The sequence below is a fragment of the Cyanobium sp. FACHB-13342 genome, assembly GCF_014697415.1.
Lineage (GTDB): Bacteria > Cyanobacteriota > Cyanobacteriia > PCC-6307 > Cyanobiaceae > Cyanobium_A.
This window is the reverse complement of sequence record NZ_JACJRT010000003.1, coordinates 1-17,349: the sequence shown is the minus strand read 5'-3', so window position 1 is coordinate 17,349 and position 17,349 is coordinate 1. Positions and strand designations below refer to the sequence as shown.

16 protein-coding genes and 1 tRNA gene are annotated in these 17,349 nt (G+C 67.5%); 7 read left to right on the top strand and 10 right to left on the bottom strand.

Annotated features, from left to right (window positions below; genetic code table 11):
* Positions 1-10: 10 nt before the first annotated feature.
* Entirely contained in the window at positions 11-1,438 is a 1,428-nt protein-coding gene (ahcY, locus tag H6G16_RS01565) for an adenosylhomocysteinase (RefSeq protein ID WP_190388584.1), read from the bottom strand.
* Positions 1,439-1,567: 129 nt separating this feature from the next.
* Here ahcY and tsaE point away from each other — a divergent pair, with 129 nt between their 5' ends.
* Complete coding sequence (gene tsaE / locus H6G16_RS01560; RefSeq protein ID WP_190388729.1) at positions 1,568-2,017, top strand: tRNA (adenosine(37)-N6)-threonylcarbamoyltransferase complex ATPase subunit type 1 TsaE; 450 nt, start codon at positions 1,568-1,570, stop codon at positions 2,015-2,017.
* Here tsaE and H6G16_RS01555 read toward each other — a convergent pair whose 3' ends face one another.
* The 4 genes from H6G16_RS01555 to mgtE form a co-directional block, all read right to left on the bottom strand.
* Positions 2,018-3,025, bottom strand: coding sequence for a carbohydrate kinase (locus H6G16_RS01555; RefSeq protein ID WP_347238752.1), 1,008 nt, complete (start codon positions 3,023-3,025; stop codon positions 2,018-2,020).
* Positions 3,026-3,037: 12 nt separating this feature from the next.
* On the bottom strand, positions 3,038-4,192 hold the full coding sequence (gene mutY, locus H6G16_RS01550) for an A/G-specific adenine glycosylase (protein ID WP_190388583.1): 1,155 nt from the start codon (positions 4,190-4,192) through the stop codon (positions 3,038-3,040).
* Complete coding sequence (locus H6G16_RS01545) at positions 4,164-5,132, bottom strand: RpoD/SigA family RNA polymerase sigma factor (protein WP_190388727.1); 969 nt, start codon at positions 5,130-5,132, stop codon at positions 4,164-4,166. The genes mutY and H6G16_RS01545 overlap by 29 nt, the downstream gene beginning before the upstream one ends.
* 134 nt (positions 5,133-5,266) lie before the next feature.
* Positions 5,267-6,652, bottom strand: a complete 1,386-nt coding sequence (gene mgtE, locus H6G16_RS01540; RefSeq protein ID WP_190388582.1) for a magnesium transporter — start codon at positions 6,650-6,652, stop codon at positions 5,267-5,269.
* Positions 6,653-6,738: 86 nt separating this feature from the next.
* Here mgtE and H6G16_RS01535 point away from each other — a divergent pair, with 86 nt between their 5' ends.
* Positions 6,739-7,209 (top strand): glutathione peroxidase, encoded by a 471-nt coding sequence (locus H6G16_RS01535; protein ID WP_190388581.1) that lies wholly within the window; start codon positions 6,739-6,741, stop codon positions 7,207-7,209.
* Between the two features lies 1 nt (position 7,210).
* Here the strand turns inward: H6G16_RS01535 and H6G16_RS01530 are convergent, their stop codons facing one another.
* Positions 7,211-7,534 carry an SH3 domain-containing protein gene (locus tag H6G16_RS01530; RefSeq protein ID WP_190388580.1) on the bottom strand — a complete coding sequence of 108 codons (324 nt, stop codon included), beginning with the start codon at positions 7,532-7,534 and terminating at the stop codon, positions 7,211-7,213.
* On the bottom strand, positions 7,534-9,504 hold the full coding sequence (gene gyrB / locus H6G16_RS01525) for a DNA topoisomerase (ATP-hydrolyzing) subunit B (protein ID WP_190388579.1): 1,971 nt from the start codon (positions 9,502-9,504) through the stop codon (positions 7,534-7,536). The genes H6G16_RS01530 and gyrB overlap by 1 nt, the downstream gene beginning before the upstream one ends.
* Before the next feature lie 139 nt (positions 9,505-9,643).
* Between gyrB and miaA the strand changes: the two genes are divergently transcribed.
* The gene (gene miaA, locus H6G16_RS01520; RefSeq protein WP_190388578.1) at positions 9,644-10,576 is read left to right on the top strand and encodes a tRNA (adenosine(37)-N6)-dimethylallyltransferase MiaA; all 933 of its coding nucleotides are present in this window, start codon (positions 9,644-9,646) and stop codon (positions 10,574-10,576) included.
* A 35-nt stretch (positions 10,577-10,611) separates the two neighbouring features.
* Positions 10,612-11,217, top strand: coding sequence for a translation initiation factor IF-3 (gene infC, locus H6G16_RS01515; protein ID WP_190388577.1), 606 nt, complete (start codon positions 10,612-10,614; stop codon positions 11,215-11,217).
* Positions 11,218-11,228: 11 nt separating this feature from the next.
* Here the strand turns inward: infC and H6G16_RS01510 are convergent, their stop codons facing one another.
* A complete protein-coding gene (locus tag H6G16_RS01510; RefSeq protein ID WP_190388576.1) occupies positions 11,229-11,975 on the bottom strand; it encodes a dienelactone hydrolase family protein in 747 nt (248 codons plus the stop codon).
* 198 nt (positions 11,976-12,173) lie between these two features.
* On the opposite strand from H6G16_RS01510, the gene H6G16_RS01505 reads away from it, so the two are divergent.
* Positions 12,174-13,163 carry a GntR family transcriptional regulator gene (locus H6G16_RS01505; RefSeq protein WP_190388575.1) on the top strand — a complete coding sequence of 330 codons (990 nt, stop codon included), beginning with the start codon at positions 12,174-12,176 and terminating at the stop codon, positions 13,161-13,163.
* Between the two features lie 34 nt (positions 13,164-13,197).
* Here the strand turns inward: H6G16_RS01505 and H6G16_RS01500 are convergent.
* Positions 13,198-13,269 (bottom strand) — tRNA-Gly (locus H6G16_RS01500).
* 32 nt (positions 13,270-13,301) lie between these two features.
* Here H6G16_RS01500 and cysE point away from each other — a divergent pair.
* The gene (gene cysE, locus H6G16_RS01495) at positions 13,302-14,111 is read left to right on the top strand and encodes a serine O-acetyltransferase (RefSeq protein WP_190388574.1); all 810 of its coding nucleotides are present in this window, start codon (positions 13,302-13,304) and stop codon (positions 14,109-14,111) included.
* Between the two features lie 16 nt (positions 14,112-14,127).
* Here cysE and secA read toward each other — a convergent pair whose 3' ends face one another.
* Positions 14,128-16,914 carry a preprotein translocase subunit SecA gene (secA, locus tag H6G16_RS01490; RefSeq protein ID WP_190388573.1) on the bottom strand — a complete coding sequence of 929 codons (2,787 nt, stop codon included), beginning with the start codon at positions 16,912-16,914 and terminating at the stop codon, positions 14,128-14,130.
* A gap of 190 nt (positions 16,915-17,104) precedes the next feature.
* On the opposite strand from secA, the gene H6G16_RS01485 reads away from it, so the two are divergent.
* Positions 17,105-17,349 (top strand): GDP-mannose 4,6-dehydratase (locus H6G16_RS01485; RefSeq protein ID WP_190388572.1); only part of this gene is annotated, 245 nt, incomplete at its 3' end.

Here is a 17,349-nt window from a genome sequence, read left to right as displayed (position 1 = left end):
GGGCCGGACCTCAGTAGCGGTAGTGCTCGAGCTTGTAGGGCCCGTTCACCGGCACGTTGATGTAGGCAGCCTGTTCGGCAGACAGCTCGGTGAGCTTGGCGCCGATCTTGTCGAGATGGAGGCGGGCCACCATCTCATCGAGGTGCTTGGGCAGCACATACACCTGCTTCTCGTACTGCTCACCCTTGGTGAACAGCTCGATCTGGGCCAGCACCTGGTTGGTGAAGGAGTTGCTCATCACGAAGCTGGGGTGGCCGGTGGCGCAGCCCAGGTTCACCAGCCGGCCCTCGGCCAGCAGGATGATCTTGTTGCCACTGGGCAGCAGGATGTGGTCCACCTGGGGCTTGATGTTGTCCCAGGGGTACTGCTTCAACGACGCCACATCGATCTCGTTGTCGAAGTGGCCGATGTTGCACACGATTGCCTGATCCTTCATCTGGATCAGGTGCTCGTGGCGGATCACCTTGAAATTGCCGGTGGCGGTCACGAAGATGTCCACATCGCCCACCACGTCGTCGAGACGCACCACGCGGTAGCCCTCCATGGCCGCCTGCAGGGCGCAGATCGGATCGATCTCAGCGATCATCACCGTGGCGCCGAGGCCCCGCAGGGACTGGGCCGAACCCTTGCCCACGTCGCCGTAGCCCAGCACCAGGGCCACCTTGCCGGCCACCATCACGTCGGTGGCGCGCTTGATGCTGTCCACCAGCGATTCGCGGCAGCCGTAGAGGTTGTCGAACTTGCTCTTGGTGACCGAGTCGTTGACGTTGATCGCCGGGAAGGGCAGCTCGCCGCTCTTCTGCATCTGGTAGAGGCGGGCCACACCCGTGGTGGTCTCCTCGGTGACGCCCTGGATGGCGGCGTAGATGCGGGAATAGAAGCCAGGCTGGGCCGCCAGTTTCTGGCGGATGCTGTTGAAGAGGGCCGTTTCCTCCTCGTTGGAAGGGTTGTCGAGAACGGAGAGATCCTGCTCCGCCTTGGTACCCAGCACCACCAGGCCGGTGGCGTCGCCGCCGTCGTCGAGGATCATGTTGGGCGTGCCGCCATCGCCCCACTCGAGGATGCGGTGGGTGAAGGCCCAGTACTCATCCAGGGTTTCGCCCTTGTAGGCAAACACGGGCACGCCGGCGGCCGCGATGGCAGCGGCGGCGTGGTCCTGGGTGGAGAAGATGTTGCAGCTGGCCCAGCGCACCTCGGCGCCGAGGGCCACCAGGGTTTCGATCAGAACGGCGGTCTGAATCGTCATGTGCAGGGATCCCGCGATGCGGGCGCCCTTGAGGGGCTGCTCAGCGCCGAACTTTTGACGCAGGGCCATCAGGCCGGGCATCTCGGTTTCGGCGATGGCGATCTCCTTGCGGCCGAAGTCGGCCAGGCCGAGATCGGCAATCACGTAGGTGCTGGTGCTCTGCAGCGCAGGAGCAGTGGGGGTGGCCACCATTGGGTTGTCTCGCTGGGGGTACGGCTCGCTCCCGGCTGGGAGGGCGTGGTTGGGGAATATCTGCGGAGACGCCGAGGCTTCGGGCTCGCTGAAGGGGCAATCTACAGGCAGGTCCTGAGCCCGCGTGAGCTGCCCCCCTTGACCCTCCATCTCGCCGATGCGGCCGCCACCCACGCCTTCGGACGGCAGCTGGCCCAGCGCCTGCCCCCCGGCAGCACCCTGCTGCTGCAGGGCGATCTGGGGGCCGGCAAAACCTGCCTGGTGCAGGGCCTGGCCGCGGGCCTGGGCATCACCGAACCCATCACCAGCCCCACCTTCGCCCTGGCCCAGCACTACCCCCTGCCGGGCGCCGGCGGGCTGGTGCACCTCGACCTCTACCGGCTCGAGCACCCCGCCGCGGCCGATGAGCTGTTCGCCCAGGAAGAGGAAGAAGCCCAGGCCCTGGGCGCCCTGCTGGCGGTGGAATGGCCCGAGCGGCTCAGCGTCCTGCCGGCCGGCTGCTGGCAGATCCAGCTGGAGCTGGCCGACCCCAGGGATCCCGGCGCCGGCCGCCGGCTGGCCCTGCTCGAGCCCCGCTGATCAGGCCGGAGGGCAGGTCGCCAGAAAGGCCCGCACCTGGGCGACGTTGGGTTGGGGATCGATGGCGCCGGCCCCCTGGCACACCAGGGCCCCGCAGGCACTGGCAAAACGCATCAGTGCCGTGAGGGGCTGGGGCGGTCCGACCAGCCCATGCAACAGGCCAGCGGTGAAGGCATCGCCGGCCCCGGTGGTGTCGACGACCGGCAACGCAAAGGCGGGCAGCTCGCCCGGCTCGCCGTGCAGCCACCAGCGCAGCGGCGCACCGCCATCGCTCACCACCACCCCGGGGTGCTGGGGCAGGGAGGCGCTCACCACCGCCGGGTCGCTGCTGCCGAACAGCCACTCCGCCTCCTCCCGGGCGCACTTGATCAAGGCGGCCTGGTGCAGCAGGGGCTCCATGGCGGCAACCTGGACCGCCGTGGGACCGCTGCGGGGATCGGCCGCCGGATCCCAGAAGGTGGGACGCCAATTGATGTCGAGGGCCAAGGGCACGCCGGCCGCCGCGGCCTGACGGCAGGCGAGCTGCAGGGCTGACGCCGCGGCGGGCGACGCGAGGGGAATGGTGCCCACCAGCAACCAGCGGGCCGCCGCCAGCAGGGGCCCGAGTGCGGCAGTCAGCTCGGTGGCATCAAGCGCCTGATCCGCAAACCCCTCGCCCCGATCCCCCGCGAAGCCCCCGAACTGGCGATCGCCGGCGGCATCGCGGCGCACCAGCACGATGCGGCTGGGACGGACCCCGTCCCACTGGAGGGCCGTGGTGTCGACCCCCCGCTCGGCAAACAGCTGGCCAAACGCCTGGCCGATGCCATCGCGACCCAGACGGCCCACAAAGGCCACCGGCGTGCCCAGCCGGGCCAAAGCGCAGGCCCCATTGGCGGGAGCTCCGCCGAGGCAGTCATCGCGCTGCTCCGGCGGAGCGGTGGCTGGATCGCCGCCGAGGGGGCCGAGGCGATCCACCAGGGCCTCCCCCAGACACAGCACCTGGGGCAGCGGAGGGGCAGGGGACACGGGCCAGGGCGTTCAGTCCATCCCAGGGTGGAGCCGCTCCAGCAGGGCAGCAATGATCCGCGCGTTTGCGGCGGGAAAGGGAAACTCCCCCAGCTGTTCCGGCCGCACCCAGCGCACCTGCTGGGAGGCCAGCGGCTGGGGCTCACCCGCCAGCCAGGTGCACAGGTGCACCACAAAACGCAGCTTCTTGTGGCTGTAGGCGTGGTCCACCACGATCAGCTCCTCGCCCACCTCCGCCTCGATCGCCAGCTCCTCGCGCAGCTCACGGGCGATGGTGGCTTCGATCGGCTCCCCCGGCTCCTGCTTGCCGCCGGGGAATTCCCAGAGGCCACCCAGCAGGCCCTCGTTGAGGCGCTGGTCGATCAACACCTCGCCGGCGGCGTTGCGCACCACCCCCACGCCGATCACCTGGAACGGCAGATCGCGGGGGGCGTCCTTCACGGGGAAGCGGGCGGGATCGCCGGCAGCGTAGGCAGCGCAGTGCCCCTGCCAGGGGCAGGCGCCGCAGCGGGGAGAGCGGGGCGTACAGACGGTGGCGCCCAGGTCCATCAGAGCCTGGTTGAAGGCTCGGGGCCGCTGCGGATCGAGCAGTGTCTCGCTCAGCTGCCACAGCCCGGCGAGCTCCCGCGCCGGCGGCCGGGGGCTCGCGATCAGCCGCGCCAGCACCCGCTTGACGTTGCCATCGAGGATCGGATAGGGCCGATCAAACGCCGAGGAGAGGATGCTGCCGGCGGTGCTGCGGCCGATGCCGGACAGGGCGAGCCAGCCCTCGAGGGTGCGGGGCCAGGGATCTGCGGCGGCAGCACCGGCAGCGTCCAGCAACAACCGGGCGCCCTGCTGGAGCCTCCTCGCCCGCGCGTAGTAGCCCAGGCCCTGCCAGAGCAGCAGCACGTCGTGCTCCTCGGCCGCCGCCAGGGCCTCCAGGCAAGGGAAACGCCCCATCCAGCGCTGCCAGTAGGGCAGCACCACCTGCAGCTGGGTTTGCTGCAGCATCACCTCAGCGCACCAGATCGCGTAGGGATCGAGCTCCTCGCCATCAGCCGGCGGGCTGCCATCGGGATGGAGCTTCCAGGGGATGGTGTGGCGGCCGTGCTCCTGCCACCAGCTCAGCAGCTGCTGGCGCAGCTCCGGCGCCAGCTCAGCTGGCCACGTAGGCCTCGACGGCATCGCTGATGCGGCGCAGGCCAGCCAGACCATCGCGCTCCAGGTTGCGCACCCGGTCGCGGCTGATGCCCAGGATGCGGCCGATGCCGGTGAGGCTCATGGGCTCGCCCCCTTCCGGGTTGTCGGAGCAGGGGATGCCGTAGCGCATCTTCAGCACCCGACCCTGCAGCTCCGGCAGCTGCTCCAGCAGTGCCCGCAGATCGCCCTTCAGGCACTCCCCATCCACCCGCTCCTCCGGCAGTTCTCCATCACCCGCCAGCAGGTCCAGCAGTTCGGTGTCATCCCCATCGCCCACCTTCGTTTCCAGGCTCACCGGCTGGCGCGCCCGGCACAGCAGGTCCTTCACCTCCTCCTCGGGGAGCTCCACCGCTTCCGCCAGTTCCGTCACCGTGGGCGTGCGGCCCAGCAGTTGGCTCAGTTCCCGCTGACCCTTCTTGAGCTTGTTCAGCGTTTCGGTGATGTGGATCGGCAGCCGGATCGTGCGGCTCTTCTCCGCAATCGCCCGCGTGATCCCCTGCCGGATCCACCAATACGCATAGGTACTGAACTTGTAGCCCCGGGTCGGGTCGAACTTCTCCACACCCCGCACCAACCCGATCGTGCCCTCCTGGATCAGATCCAAGAGCTCCATGTTCCGCCGCGTGTACTTCTTGGCCACGCTCACCACCAGCCGCAGGTTCGCCGCCACCATCCGCTCCTTCGCCCGCCGGCCCGCCTGCAGCCGCTTTTTCAGCAAGGGCGCGCTCAATCCAGCCGCCTGGGCCAGTTCCGCCTGGCTCGGCTTGCTCCCGATCCGGCTCTCCAGCTCTCCCTCGAGCTCTTCCAGCGCCACCAGCTCCTGCACCTGACGCCCCAGCGTGATCTCCTGCTCGTGGGTCAGCAGCGGCACCCGGCCGATGTCCCGCAGGTAACTGCGCACCAGGTCGCCATCGACCTGGGGCATGGACCGGGCCGGCTTCTCAGCGGAGGACTCGGAGGCCACGGAAGGGGCGAGGGCGACGACCACGGCGTGGGGCTTTGAAGATGTGTAAAGCCTAACCTGAAGAAGTGTGAACTCCTCTCAGAAACCCCAAAATCTCAGGCTGGACCCACCCGCTGGAGCAGCCAGGCGGCGGTCTGCAGGTAGATGAACACCCCCGCCACGTCGGTGGCGGTGGCGATGAACGGAGCCGACATCAGGGCCGGATCCAGACCAAGGCGGTCGAAAAGCAGGGGCAGGGCCGCCCCGGCGGTGGCGGCCAGGGTGGTGATGGCCACCAGGCTGAAACCGGCGGCTGCCGCCACCAGCCAGTTGCCCCCGGACACATAGGCCGCCCAGGGGATCACCACCAGCATCATCAGCAGCCCCAGCAGGGCGCCGGCCACGGCTTCACGCCAGATCGCCCGTCCCGTTCCCAGGGCCTGAATCCGCTGGGTGCTGAGGCCGCGGATCACCACGGTGGAACTCTGAGCACCCACGTTGCCGCCGGTGCCGATCAGCAGCGGAATGAAGGCGGCCAGCACCACCACCTGCTTGAGCACCCCATCCATGGAGGCGATCACGGCCGCGGTGCCGCTGTTGGCCAGCAGCAGCACCAGCAGCCACACCACCCGACGGCGGGCCACGGTGAACAAGTTGCTCTGGAAGTAATCGTCTTCATCGCCGGCCTGCACGGCGCCGGCGGCGTAGAGGTCACGGGTGGCCTCCTGCTCGATCACGTCGATGACGTCGTCCACGGTGACGATCCCCACCAACCGCTGCTCCCGATCCACCACCGGCACGGCCAGGAAGTCGTAGCGCTGGATGGCCCGGGCCACCTCCTCCTGGTCGGTGTCGGTGCCCACGCTCACCACATCCCGGGTCATCACATCGCCAACCCGGTCGTCCGGATCGGCCACCACCAGATCCCGCAACGACAGGATGCCAGTGAGATGGCGGGAGCCGTCGGTGACGTAGAGGGAATAGATGGTTTCGGTGTCGCGGGCGCGGCGGCGCACGATTGTGAGGGCCTGGGCGGCGCTGTGGAACTCCTTGAGATCCACGAATTCGGTGGTCATCAGGCGGCCGGCCGTCTCGCTCTCATAGCCAAGAAGTTGGGCCGTCACCCGCCGCTCCGCCGGGCTGAGTTCGGCCAGCAGCCGCCGCACCACCTTGGCCGGCAACTCATCAAACAGCCGCACCCGGTCGTCCGGGGACATCTCCTCCACCAGCTCGAGCACCTCGCCGGACCGGAGCCGCTCCAGCAGGGTCTGCTGGACCGCCGGCTCGAGGTATTCGTAGACCTCAATGGCCTCATCCTTGGGCAGCAGCCGGAAGGCCAGGGCCTGCAGGGTGCGGGGCAGCCGGCCGATCGCTTCGGCGGAATCCACCTCCTGCACCGGACCGAGCAGCAACTTGGCGCCGTCGTAGTTGCCGGCCTCCAACAGGGATTCCAGCTGCTGGGCCACCACCTCGGCCACCTGGATTCCGTTGGCCTCGCTCATGGCCCCCGCGACGCCGCAGTGCCGAGTTTATGGGCCCCCCTTGCCGCCAGCTCGCTAAGGTCCGGCCACCAGCAAATTCCAAGCCGATGGCGATCAACGTGAGCAGCGTGACCGTGCGCGACGCCCAGGGGGGCGCCCGCAGCCTCGGCGACTGGGCCGGCCAGGTGCTGCTGATCGTGAATGTGGCCAGCCGCTGCGGCTTCACCCGTCAGTACGCCGGGCTGCAGGCCCTGCAGGAGACCTACGGGCCCCAGGGCCTGGCGGTGCTGGGCTTCCCCTGCAACGACTTCGGCGCCCAGGAGCCCGGCAGCCTGCCCGAGATCCAGCAGTTCTGCTCCACCACCTACGGCGCCACTTTCACCTTGCTGGACAAGGTGGCCATGGCGGAGGAGCCTTACAGCACCCTGACCCAGGCCGAACCTGCCGGCCCCGTGGCCTGGAACTTCGAGAAGTTCCTGATCGGCAAGGACGGCACCGTGCTGGGCCGTTTCAAGAGCAACGTGGAGCCCGACTCCGCCGAGCTGAAGGCTGCGATCGAAGCCGCCCTGGCCGCCTGAGCTAACTCGCCGCCAGCCAACCGCGACGATCGGTCGCTTGCACCTGCAGCCAGCGCTGACCGGAGCGGGCCCGCCAGCTGCGCACCACCCGCAGGGGCTCGCCAGCATCCAGCTGCTGCAGGGCCGGCGCCCGTTGCTCAGGGGCCACCCGCAGGGCCACCGTGCGGGTGGAGAGCAAGGGGTCACCGGCGGTGCGACGCCGCAACTCCGGAGCGCGCCGATCGCCTCCCCCAGCGGGCAGGGCCACCGGCGTGATCAGCGCAAAACCGAGCAACGCCGCCCAGCGCCAAGCTGCGGAAGGCTGCACCGTGCGGAGAGCCGGCATCAAATGTCGAGCTGGGCGAGGTCGAGGGTGGCGCTGTGGGTTTCGATGAATTCCCGGCGCGGGGCCACCTTGTCGCCCATGAGGATGGTGAAGATGCGATCGGCCTCGAGGGCATCCTCAATTTCGACCCGTTTCATCGTGCGGGTGGAGGGATCCATCGTGGTTTCCCACAGCTGCTGGGGCATCATTTCGCCGAGACCCTTGAAGCGCTGGATCGTGTAATTGGCCTTGTCGCCAAAGGATTCGATCGTCTTCTTGAGGTCGTTTTCGTTGTAGCAATAGGTGTGGTTCTTGCCCCGCTCCACCTTATAGAGCGGCGGGCAGGCGATGTAGATGTAGCCGCCTTCCACCAGCGCCTTCTGGTAGCGGAAGAAGAAGGTGAGGATCAGGGTGCGGATGTGGGCGCCGTCCACATCGGCGTCAGTCATGATCACGATCCGGTGATAGCGAAGGTTCTTTTCGTCAAAGTCTTCGCCCTTAATGCCCAGACCTAGGGCCGTGATCAGGGCCTGAATCTCGGTATTTTTGTAGATCTTGGCGTCGTCTGTTTTCTCGATGTTGAGAATCTTGCCCCGCAGCGGCAGGATCGCCTGAAAACGGCGATCCCGGCCCTGCTTGGCGGAGCCACCGGCGGAATCGCCCTCCACGATGTAGATCTCCGACTCGGAGGGGTCGCGGGAGCTGCAGTCGGCCAGCTTGCCCGGCAGGGTGGAGCTCTCCAGCACGCTCTTGCGGCGCACCAGCTCCCGGGCCCGGCGGGCGGCTTCGGCGGCGTTGAAGGCCTGGATCGCCTTCTCGAGGATCAGGTCGATCACCGAGGGGTTGAATTCCAGGTATTCACTCAGGGCTTCACCCACCAGGGTGTCGACGATGCCACGCACCTCGGTGTTGCCCAGCTTGGTTTTGGTCTGACCCTCGAATTCCGGATCGGGCACCTTCACCGACAGCACGGCGGTGAGCCCCTCGCGGATGTTTTCCCCGGCCAGATTGGCATCAGCGTCTTTGCGCTTGCCGCGCTTCTTGGCGAAGGTGTTGAGGGTGCGGGTGAGCACCGTTTTCAGACCCTCGATGTGGGTGCCGCCATCCACGGTGCGGATGTTGTTGGCAAAGCCCAGGATGCTGTCGGAATAGGCATCCACGCACCACTGCAGCGCGGCCTCTACCTGGACGCCTTCCTTCTCGGAATTCACATAGATGATTTCCGGATGGAGCGGATCCTTCTCCGCGTTCATGTAGGCGACGTATTCCTTGATGCCGCCCTCGTAGAAGTAGATCTCTTCATGGGCTTCGCCGGCGGCGTTGCGAGCGCTGGCGCGGTCGTCGCGGAAGACAATCCGCACGCCGCCATTGAGGTAGGCCAGCTCGCGCAGGCGCGACGAGAGGGTCTGGTAATCGAACTCGATGCCGGTGGAGAAGATCTCGATATCCGGCTTGAAGCACACCGCCGTACCGGTACGGCCCTTTTCGCCGGCCGCCGATTTCAGAATGCCGATCGGCGCACCGCGCTCAAAGCGCTGGGTGTGCACCTGGTCTTGGCGGTAGACGGTGACCTCCACCCACTCGGAGAGGGCATTCACCACCGACACGCCCACACCGTGCAGGCCGCCGGACACCTTGTAGCCGCCGGAGCCGAACTTGCCGCCGGCGTGCAGCACGGTGAGCACGGTCTCGAGGGCGCTCTTGCCGGTGCGGGGATGGATGTCGGTGGGGATGCCGCGGCCGTTGTCGGTGACGGCGCAGGAGCCGTCGTCGTTAAGCACCACCAGGATCTGGTCGCAGTGGCCGGCCAGGGCCTCATCCACCGCGTTGTCGACCACCTCGTACACCAGGTGGTGCAGGCCCCTCGGACCGGTGGAGCCGATGTACATGCCCGGGCGCTTGCGCACCGGCTCCAGGCCTTCCAGAACCTGGATCTGCTCGGCGCCATAGGCGGCCTGAACTTTTGTGGAGCCTTGGCTTTCAGCGCTCATGCAGGAAGGTCTCCCCAGGGATTCGGCACAGGACGGCGACATCCCGGGGCAAAAAGGCGTGAAACAGGCCCAAAAGCCCTTCACGCAAAGCAATTTACCACCGGCAACCCGGCGAGACACCCCCTGGCAAGGTGGACCCATGAGCCCCGTTGTGCCACCCATCCCGCCTGCTGATCAGCCGCTGGTGCTGGTGTTGCTGGGCCCCACCGCCAGCGGCAAGACCGACCTGGCGATCGCCCTGGCCCGCGCCCTCGACCTGGCAGTGCTGAACGTGGATTCGCGACAGCTCTACCGCCAGATGGACGTGGGCACCGCCAAGCCCACCGCCGCCCAGCGGGCCCAGGCCCGCCATGAGCTCCTGGATCTGCGCGATCCCGACCAGCCGATCAACCTGCAGGAATTCCGCGCCCTGGCCGAAGCCCAGCTCAGCGCGGAGCTGGCCCGCAAGCCCGTGGCACTCCTGGCCGGCGGCAGTGGCCTCTACCTGCAGGCCATCACCCAGGGCATGGAGCCACCGGCGGTGCCGCCCCAGCCCCAGCTGCGGGCCCAGCTCACGGCTCTCGGCCAGCCCCTGTGCCACCAGCTCCTGCGCCAGGGCGACCCGGTGGCCGCCGGCCGCATCGCCGCGGCTGATGCCGTGCGCACCCAGCGGGCCCTGGAGGTGCTCTATGCCACCGGCCGCCCCCTGTCGAGCCAGCAGGGGGCCACCCCGCCGCCCTGGCGGGTGCTGGAGCTGGGCCTCCAGCCCACCGACCTGAAAAGCCGCATCGCCAGTCGCACCCGAGCCCTCTACGACCAGGGGCTGGTGGCCGAAACCGAAGCGCTGATGCAGCGCTATGGGGCGGAGCTGCCCCTGTTGGGCACGATCGGCTACGCCGAGGCGCGGCAACGGCTGGCGGGTGAGCTCAGCGAAGCCGAGGCGATCGCCCTCACCGAGCAACGCACCCGCCAGTTCGCCAAGCGCCAGCGCACCTGGTTCCGGCGCCGCCACCAGCCCACCTGGCTGCCGGGGCGCACCACCGCCGACCAGCTGGCCCAGGCCTTGCAGGAGGTCGAGCGCGTTCTAGGGTGAAGCGTTAGCGATTTCGCGATCCTTCACACCCCTGAATGCCTCCACGTCCCCGTTTTGACCGCCGTGCTCCCGTGCGGGAGCTGCCCAACATCAACGACCGCATCAGCTACCCCAACCTGCGGGTGGTGGATGCCGACGGCAGTCAACTGGGGGTGATCACCCGCGAAGAGGCCCTGGAAGTGGCCAAGGACCGGGAACTCGATCTGGTGCTGGTGAGCGAGAAGGCCGATCCACCGGTGTGCCGGATCATGGACTACGGCAAATACAAGTTTGAACAGGAAAAGAAGGCCAAGGAAGCCAAGAAAAAGTCGCACCAGACGGAAGTTAAAGAAGTGAAGATGCGCTACAAGATCGATTCGCACGACTATCAGGTGCGGATCGGCCAGGCGCAGCGCTTCCTCAAGGACGGCGACAAGGTGAAGTGCACCGTGATCTTCCGCGGCCGGGAAATCCAGCACACCGCCCTGGCCGAGGTGCTGCTGATGCGCATGGCCAAAGACCTGGAGGAGAACGCCGAGATCCAGCAGCCCCCCAAGCGGGAGGGCCGCAACATGATCATGTTCCTCAGCCCCCGCAAGGCCGCCGCCGCCAAGGGCAGTGCCAAACCGGCCGTGAGCGCCGCCGCCGAACCGGCGGGCTGAAGCGGCGCGAACTACAGCGTTTCGGCGAACAGGGCCAACATCTGACTCCAGCCCGTGGCGGCCCCTGCAGGCTGAAAGTCGGCGCGGGCTTCGCACATGAAACCGTGACCGGCCCCTGGAGCCACAACCAGCGGTGGCTGGCCGGCCTTCGCCAGGGCCTCACGGATCGCCGCCAGCTCCTCGGCTGGCATCAGCGGATCCTGGTCGCCGCAGAAGCAGAGCAGGCGGCCGCCGATCTGGGGCAGCACCTCCAGGGTGGGCGGCCCGCCGCCGGGGCGATCGGTGGACACCCGGGCGCCATAGAAATCGCAGGTGGCCGCCACCGGGGGCAGGGTGGCCGCCAGCAGGGCCAGGTGGCCGCCGAAGCAGAAGCCCACGCAGCCGATGGGCCGCTGCTCCAGACCCGGCTGGGCCTGGATCCAGGCGATGGCCGTGCGGGCATCGGCCAGAAACTGATCCGCCGTGAGCTGGTCACGGTGGCGCCGGCCCTCCGCCAGGCCGGCGGCGGCGTAGCCGACATCCAGGTCGGGGGCGGTGCGGGAAAAGATCGGCATCGCCAGGGCGGCATAGCCCTCGCCCGCCAGCCGCTCGGCCACGCTGCGCACCCAGCCATTCACCCCGAACACCTCCGGCAGCACCAGCACCGCCGCCCGGGGCGCCCGATCGGCGGGAACGGCCCACCAGGCCCGCAGGGGCGACGCGGACGGGCTGGGGAGCTGGTGCCAACCGGCTTGAACGGGAACGGGGGACTGGGTCATGGGGGCGACGGCGGGCCAGCGGGGGCTGTCGAAGCGGTGTGGTGGGTTTTGTACAGGCTGTACAGAATTCAGGAGGGACGCGATCGCCCACCAAGCCATTCACACCCAACCGGCACAGGGTCGTATGCCAACGGGGGGATTGTCCCCTGGGCCGATGCTCCTTAAGGTGGCCACCAGCCCAATTGGCCCAACCCCGGCGTGCGATTCCACATCCAACAGGAAAGCGACATTCCGGCCTCCACGCAGCTCTACAACCAGATCTGCTTCGCCATTGCGGCCCGCCACTACCCGCCGGGGCACCGATTACCGAGCACCCGGCAGCTGGCGATGCAGACCGGCCTGCACCGCAACACGATCAGCAAGGTGTACCGGCAGCTGGAAACCGACGGCGTCGTGGAGGCGATGGCGGGCTCGGGCATCTACGTGCGCGACCAACAGAAACCGCGCGAAATCAAGCCCCCACCGGGCCCCCGCGGCCGGCCCCTGCCCGACATCGACCGCCAGGTGCGCCAAAGCGTCGATGGGCTGCTAAATGCGGGCTGCACCCTGCAGCAGAGCCGCGACCTGCTCACCCGCGAGATCGACTGGCGCCTGCGCTGCGGTGCCCGGGTGCTGGTCAGCACGCCCCGGGAAGACATCGGCGCCTCGATGCTGATCGCCGAGGAGCTCAGCCCCAACCTGCAGGTGCCGGTGGAGGTGGTGCCGATGGAGGAGCTGGCGGCGGTGCTCACCGAATCCAACAACGGCACGGTGGTGACCAGTCGCTACTTCCTGCAGCCGGTGGAGGAGATCGCCAAGCTCCACGGGGTGCGCGCCGTGGCGGTGGACCTCAACGATTTCCGCCACGAGCTTGACCTGCTCAAGGAGCTGCGCCAGGGCAGCTGCGTGGGCCTGGTGAGCATCAGCCCTGGGATCCTGCGGGCCGCCGAGGTGATCCTGCACAGCATGCGCGGCAACGAGCTGCTGGTGATGACCGCAAACCCAGACACCGGCAGCCGCCTGCTGGCCCTGCTGCGGGCCGCCAGCCACGTGCTCTGCGACCGTCCCAGCCTGCCGCTGGTGGAGCAGAGCCTGCGCCAGAACCGCGCCCAGTTGATGCGGATGCCAGTGGTGCACTGCGCCCAGAGCTACCTGGGCGGCGCCACGATCGATGCCCTGCGCAAGGAGATCGGGCTGCTGGCTGCCTGATGGCGCGTCTGACGCCCTGCTCAGGCGTTAATCAAGCGGATGAAGAGATTCGAACTCTCGACCCTCTCCTTGGCAAGGAGATGCTCTACCACTGAGCTACATCCGCGGGTGTCGACCACGTCGACCTGAGGATCATGCATGACGGGGGGCCCCTCGGTCAAACCTCACAGGCTCCGGCAGGATGGCTCCATGCTCAAGGCATTTCGGGCCGACCTGGCGATCATCAAGCAGAGGGATCCGGCGGCCCGCGGCACGCTGGAGATCCTGCTTTGCTACCCGGGCCTGCACGCCCTGATGCTGCACCGGTTCAGCCATTGGCTGTGGTGCGGGGGCCTGCCCCTGCTGCCACTCACGGCACGGCTGCTGAGCCAGCTGGGCCGACTGCTCACGGGCATCGAGATCCACCCGGGGGCACGCATCGGCCACGGCGTGTTCATCGACCACGGCATGGGCGTGGTGATCGGTGAAACGGCCGTAATCGGCAACCGCTGCCTGCTGTATCAAGGCGTCACCCTGGGGGGCACCGGCAAGGCCCACGGCAAACGGCACCCCAGCCTCGAGGAAAACGTGGTGGTGGGCGCCGGCGCCAAGGTGCTGGGGGCGATCACCGTGGGCGCCAACACCCGCATTGGTGCGGGCTCGGTGCTGCTGCGCGATGTGGCGGCCGACAGCACGGTGGTGGGCATCCCGGGCCGGGTGATCCACCAATCGGGGGTGCGCATCGACCCCCTGGCCCACTCCGCCCTGCCGGACGCCGAGGCCGGCGTGATCCGCAACCTGATGGAGCGCATCGACACCCTGGAAACGGAACTGGCCCGCACCCAGGGCTGCCTGCGCGAACTCGCCGCCGGCCGCCCCCTGCTCGAACCCTGCGCCGGCGCCGCCCAGAACCTCAAGGACCGCGAGATCCTGGAGTTCCTGGGGGACAACCCCGGGAGCACGCGCTGAGGGGCCTGGGCTGCCCTCAGGCCGTCGCGCCCTGGGGAGCGGGGGCCGGCTGGAACATGAACATCGAGTAGATCACATTCCGGCGCATCTGGGTCATCATCTCGAGGAACATGTCGTAGCCCTCGTTCTTGTATTCGATCAGCGGATCCTTCTGGCCGTAGCCGCGCAGGCCCACCGATTCGCGCAAGGCATCCATGGCCTGCAGGTGCTCACGCCAGAGGGTGTCGATCTGCTGGAGGATGAAGTAGCGCTCGGCTTCGCGCATCAGCCCGGGGCGCTGCTGCTCGATCTGACCCTCCTTGATGTCGTAAGCGTTGCGCAGCTGCTCCTGCAGGAAGGCCTTGAGCTCCTCCACGCCCAGGCCCTGGAGCTGATCGGGGGTGAGATCTTCGAGCAAATAAATGAACTCTTTAGTCTTGTCCACCAGGCGGGTGAGGTCCCACTCCTCGGGCGGAAGCTCGGGATTCACATAGGCCTCCACGATGTCTTCCACCGTGCGCTCCCCATAGCCAATCACCTGGGCTTTGAGTTCCCGACCCTCCAGCACCCGCCGCCGCTCGGCATACACGGCCTTGCGCTGGTTGTTCATCACCTCGTCGTACTCGAACACCTGCTTGCGAATGTCGTAGTAGTAGGTTTCCACCTTCTTCTGGGCCCCTTCGAGCGAGCGGGTGAGCATGCCGGATTCGATCGGCATGTCTTCCTCGACGCGGAAGGCATTCATCAGGCCGGCCACCCGATCGCCACCGAAGATGCGTAGCAGGTTGTCTTCCAGCGACAGGAAGAAGCGGGTGGAGCCGGGGTCGCCCTGGCGGCCGGCGCGACCGCGCAGCTGGTTGTCGACCCGACGGGATTCGTGGCGCTCGGTGCCGATCACGTGCAGGCCCCCGGCCTCACGCACCTGCTGCTCGTTTTGCTTCACCACGGCGTCGTATTCCCCCTTCACTTGGGCGATGCAGTCGCGCAGCGCCTGCACCTGGGGATCGTCGGTGGGGGCTTTTTCGGCCGCCTGGGCGATGCGGTCATCGAGCTCCAGCAGGGTGAGGCTGCGATCGCCCCAGGCTGCAACGAGCTCCTTGCTCAGCCGAACCAAAGCCTGCTCCGTCTCCTCGGTGAGGGTGCAGGGGTAGAGGCTGCCGAGGGCACGGGCGTCTCGGCTGGCCTTCGCTGAGGGAATCGGGCGGTGCTCGTTTTCCGGGCGCACCAGCTTGGGCAGCAGGATCTCCCGAAGCTTGAGGCGAGCCATGTAGTCGCTGTTGCCGCCGAGGATGATGTCAGTGCCGCGGCCGGCCATGTTGGTGGCGATGGTCACGGCGCCCGCCCGACCCGCCTGGGCCACGATCTCAGCCTCCCGCTCCACGTTTTCCGGCTTGGCGTTGAGCAGGTTGTGGGGGATTTCCTGCTCGACCAGCAAGGCGCTCAGCAGCTCGGATTTCTCCACGCTGGTGGTGCCCACCAACACCGGCCGGCCGCTCTGGTGCACCTCGGCGGTTTCCAGGGCCACGGCCCGCCACTTGGCCGTTTCGGTTTTGTACACCTGGTCGGTCCAGTCGGCCCGGGAGCGCACCCGGTTGGTGGGCACGATCGTGACCTCGAGTTTGTAGGTTTTCTCAAACTCCACTTCTTCGGTTTTGGCGGTGCCGGTCATGCCGGCCAGGCGCGGATAGAGCAGGAAGAAGTTCTGGTAAGTGATCGAGGCCAGCGTTTGGGTTTCCGGCTGGATCTCCAGCTGTTCCTTAGCCTCGATCGCCTGGTGCAGGCCATCGCTCCAGCGGCGCCCCGGCATCACCCGGCCGGTGAACTCATCGACGATCACCGCATCGCCGCCCCGCACGATGTAGTTCACATCCTTGGTGAACAGCTCCTTGGCCTTGAGGGCGTTGGTGATGAAGTGGGCCCAGGGGTCTTCCGGGTTGAACAGGTCGCTCACCCCCACCATCGCCTCGGCCTTGGCGTAGCCCTCATCGGTGAGGGTCACGTTGCGTTGCTTCTCGTCGACTTCGTAGTCGCCCTCGGGGTCGATGCCGTCCTTGCCCATCTCAGCCGATCGCTCCAGCTGCTCCGCCACCTCGGCGGCGCGGCGGTATTTCTCCTGGGGGCGCTCGATCTGGCCGGAAATGATCAGGGGTGTGCGGGCCTCATCGATCAGGATCGAGTCGACCTCGTCGATCACGCAGTAGTTGGGCGCCCGCTGCACCACCTCGGCGATGTCGTTCGCCATGTTGTCGCGCAGGTAGTCGAAGCCCAGCTCGCTGTTGGTGGCGTAGGTGATGTCACAGGCGTAGTTGGCGCGGCGGGTGGCCGGATCCATCTCCTGCTGGATCAGGCCCACCGAGAGCCCCAAGAAGCGGTGCACCTGGCCCATCCACTCGGCGTCGCGGCGGGCCAGATAGTCGTTCACCGTCACCACGTGCACGCCCCGGCCCGTGAGGGCGTTGAGGTAGGCGGGCAGGGTGGCCACGAGGGTTTTGCCCTCGCCGGTTTTCATCTCGGCGATCTGGCCGTCGTGCAGCACCATGCCGCCGATCAGCTGCACATCGAAGTGGCGCATGCCCAGCACCCGCTTGCCGGCCTCGCGCACCACGGCGAAGGCCTGGGGCAGCAGCTCATCAAGCAGGGCCCTCTCCTTGGCGGCGTTGCCGGCCACCTGCTCCAGCTTCTGGCGGAACTCGCCGGTGAGGCCGCGCAGCTCGTCGTCGGAGAGGGGGGCAATCTCCTCCTCAAGCAGGTTGATGTCGGACACGATCGGCTGGTAGCGCTTCAGCTTGCGGGCATTGGGATCACCCAGCAGCAGCTTGAGCATGGAGAAGGCCGATCAGCACTGATTCCAGCTTACTGAGGCCGGCCGAAGGCCCAAGACGCACCAACAGCCTCGAGCCATGCAAGGCTGAGGGGGCTGACGTGAGGCCGTTGAGCAGCCCGCTCCAGCCCCATCAGCTCTCTCACACCCTTGGTGTGTCCAAGCTCAGCCCTTGCCCCATCCCGTGCCGCCGTTGCCCAGCAAAGTTGCTCTGATCACCGGCATCACTGGCCAAGACGGCTCTTACTTAGCCGAACTGCTGCTGGAGAAGGGCTACGCGGTGCACGGCATCAAGCGCCGGGCCAGCAGCTTCAACACCAGCCGGATCGATCACCTCTACCAGGATCCCCACGAGAGCGACCCGCGCCTCCTGCTGCACTACGGCGACCTGACGGACAGCACCAACCTGATTCGGATCATCCAGCAGGTGCAGCCCGA

Coding starts and splice junctions, on each gene's coding strand:
- ahcY (WP_190388584.1), bottom strand. CDS start 1,438: ATGGTGGCCACCCCCACTGCTCCTGCGCTGCAGAGCACCAGCACCTAC.
- mutY (WP_190388583.1), bottom strand. CDS start 4,192: ATGCCGTCGAGGCCTACGTGGCCAGCTGAGCTGGCGCCGGAGCTGCGC.
- H6G16_RS01545 (WP_190388727.1), bottom strand. CDS start 5,132: ATGCCCCAGGTCGATGGCGACCTGGTGCGCAGTTACCTGCGGGACATC.
- mgtE (WP_190388582.1), bottom strand. CDS start 6,652: ATGAGCGAGGCCAACGGAATCCAGGTGGCCGAGGTGGTGGCCCAGCAG.
- H6G16_RS01535 (WP_190388581.1), top strand. CDS start 6,739: ATGGCGATCAACGTGAGCAGCGTGACCGTGCGCGACGCCCAGGGGGGC.
- H6G16_RS01530 (WP_190388580.1), bottom strand. CDS start 7,534: ATGCCGGCTCTCCGCACGGTGCAGCCTTCCGCAGCTTGGCGCTGGGCG.
- gyrB (WP_190388579.1), bottom strand. CDS start 9,504: ATGAGCGCTGAAAGCCAAGGCTCCACAAAAGTTCAGGCCGCCTATGGC.
- miaA (WP_190388578.1), top strand. CDS start 9,644: ATGAGCCCCGTTGTGCCACCCATCCCGCCTGCTGATCAGCCGCTGGTG.
- infC (WP_190388577.1), top strand. CDS start 10,612: ATGCCTCCACGTCCCCGTTTTGACCGCCGTGCTCCCGTGCGGGAGCTG.
- H6G16_RS01510 (WP_190388576.1), bottom strand. CDS start 11,975: ATGACCCAGTCCCCCGTTCCCGTTCAAGCCGGTTGGCACCAGCTCCCC.
- cysE (WP_190388574.1), top strand. CDS start 13,302: ATGACGGGGGGCCCCTCGGTCAAACCTCACAGGCTCCGGCAGGATGGC.
- secA (WP_190388573.1), bottom strand. CDS start 16,914: ATGCTCAAGCTGCTGCTGGGTGATCCCAATGCCCGCAAGCTGAAGCGC.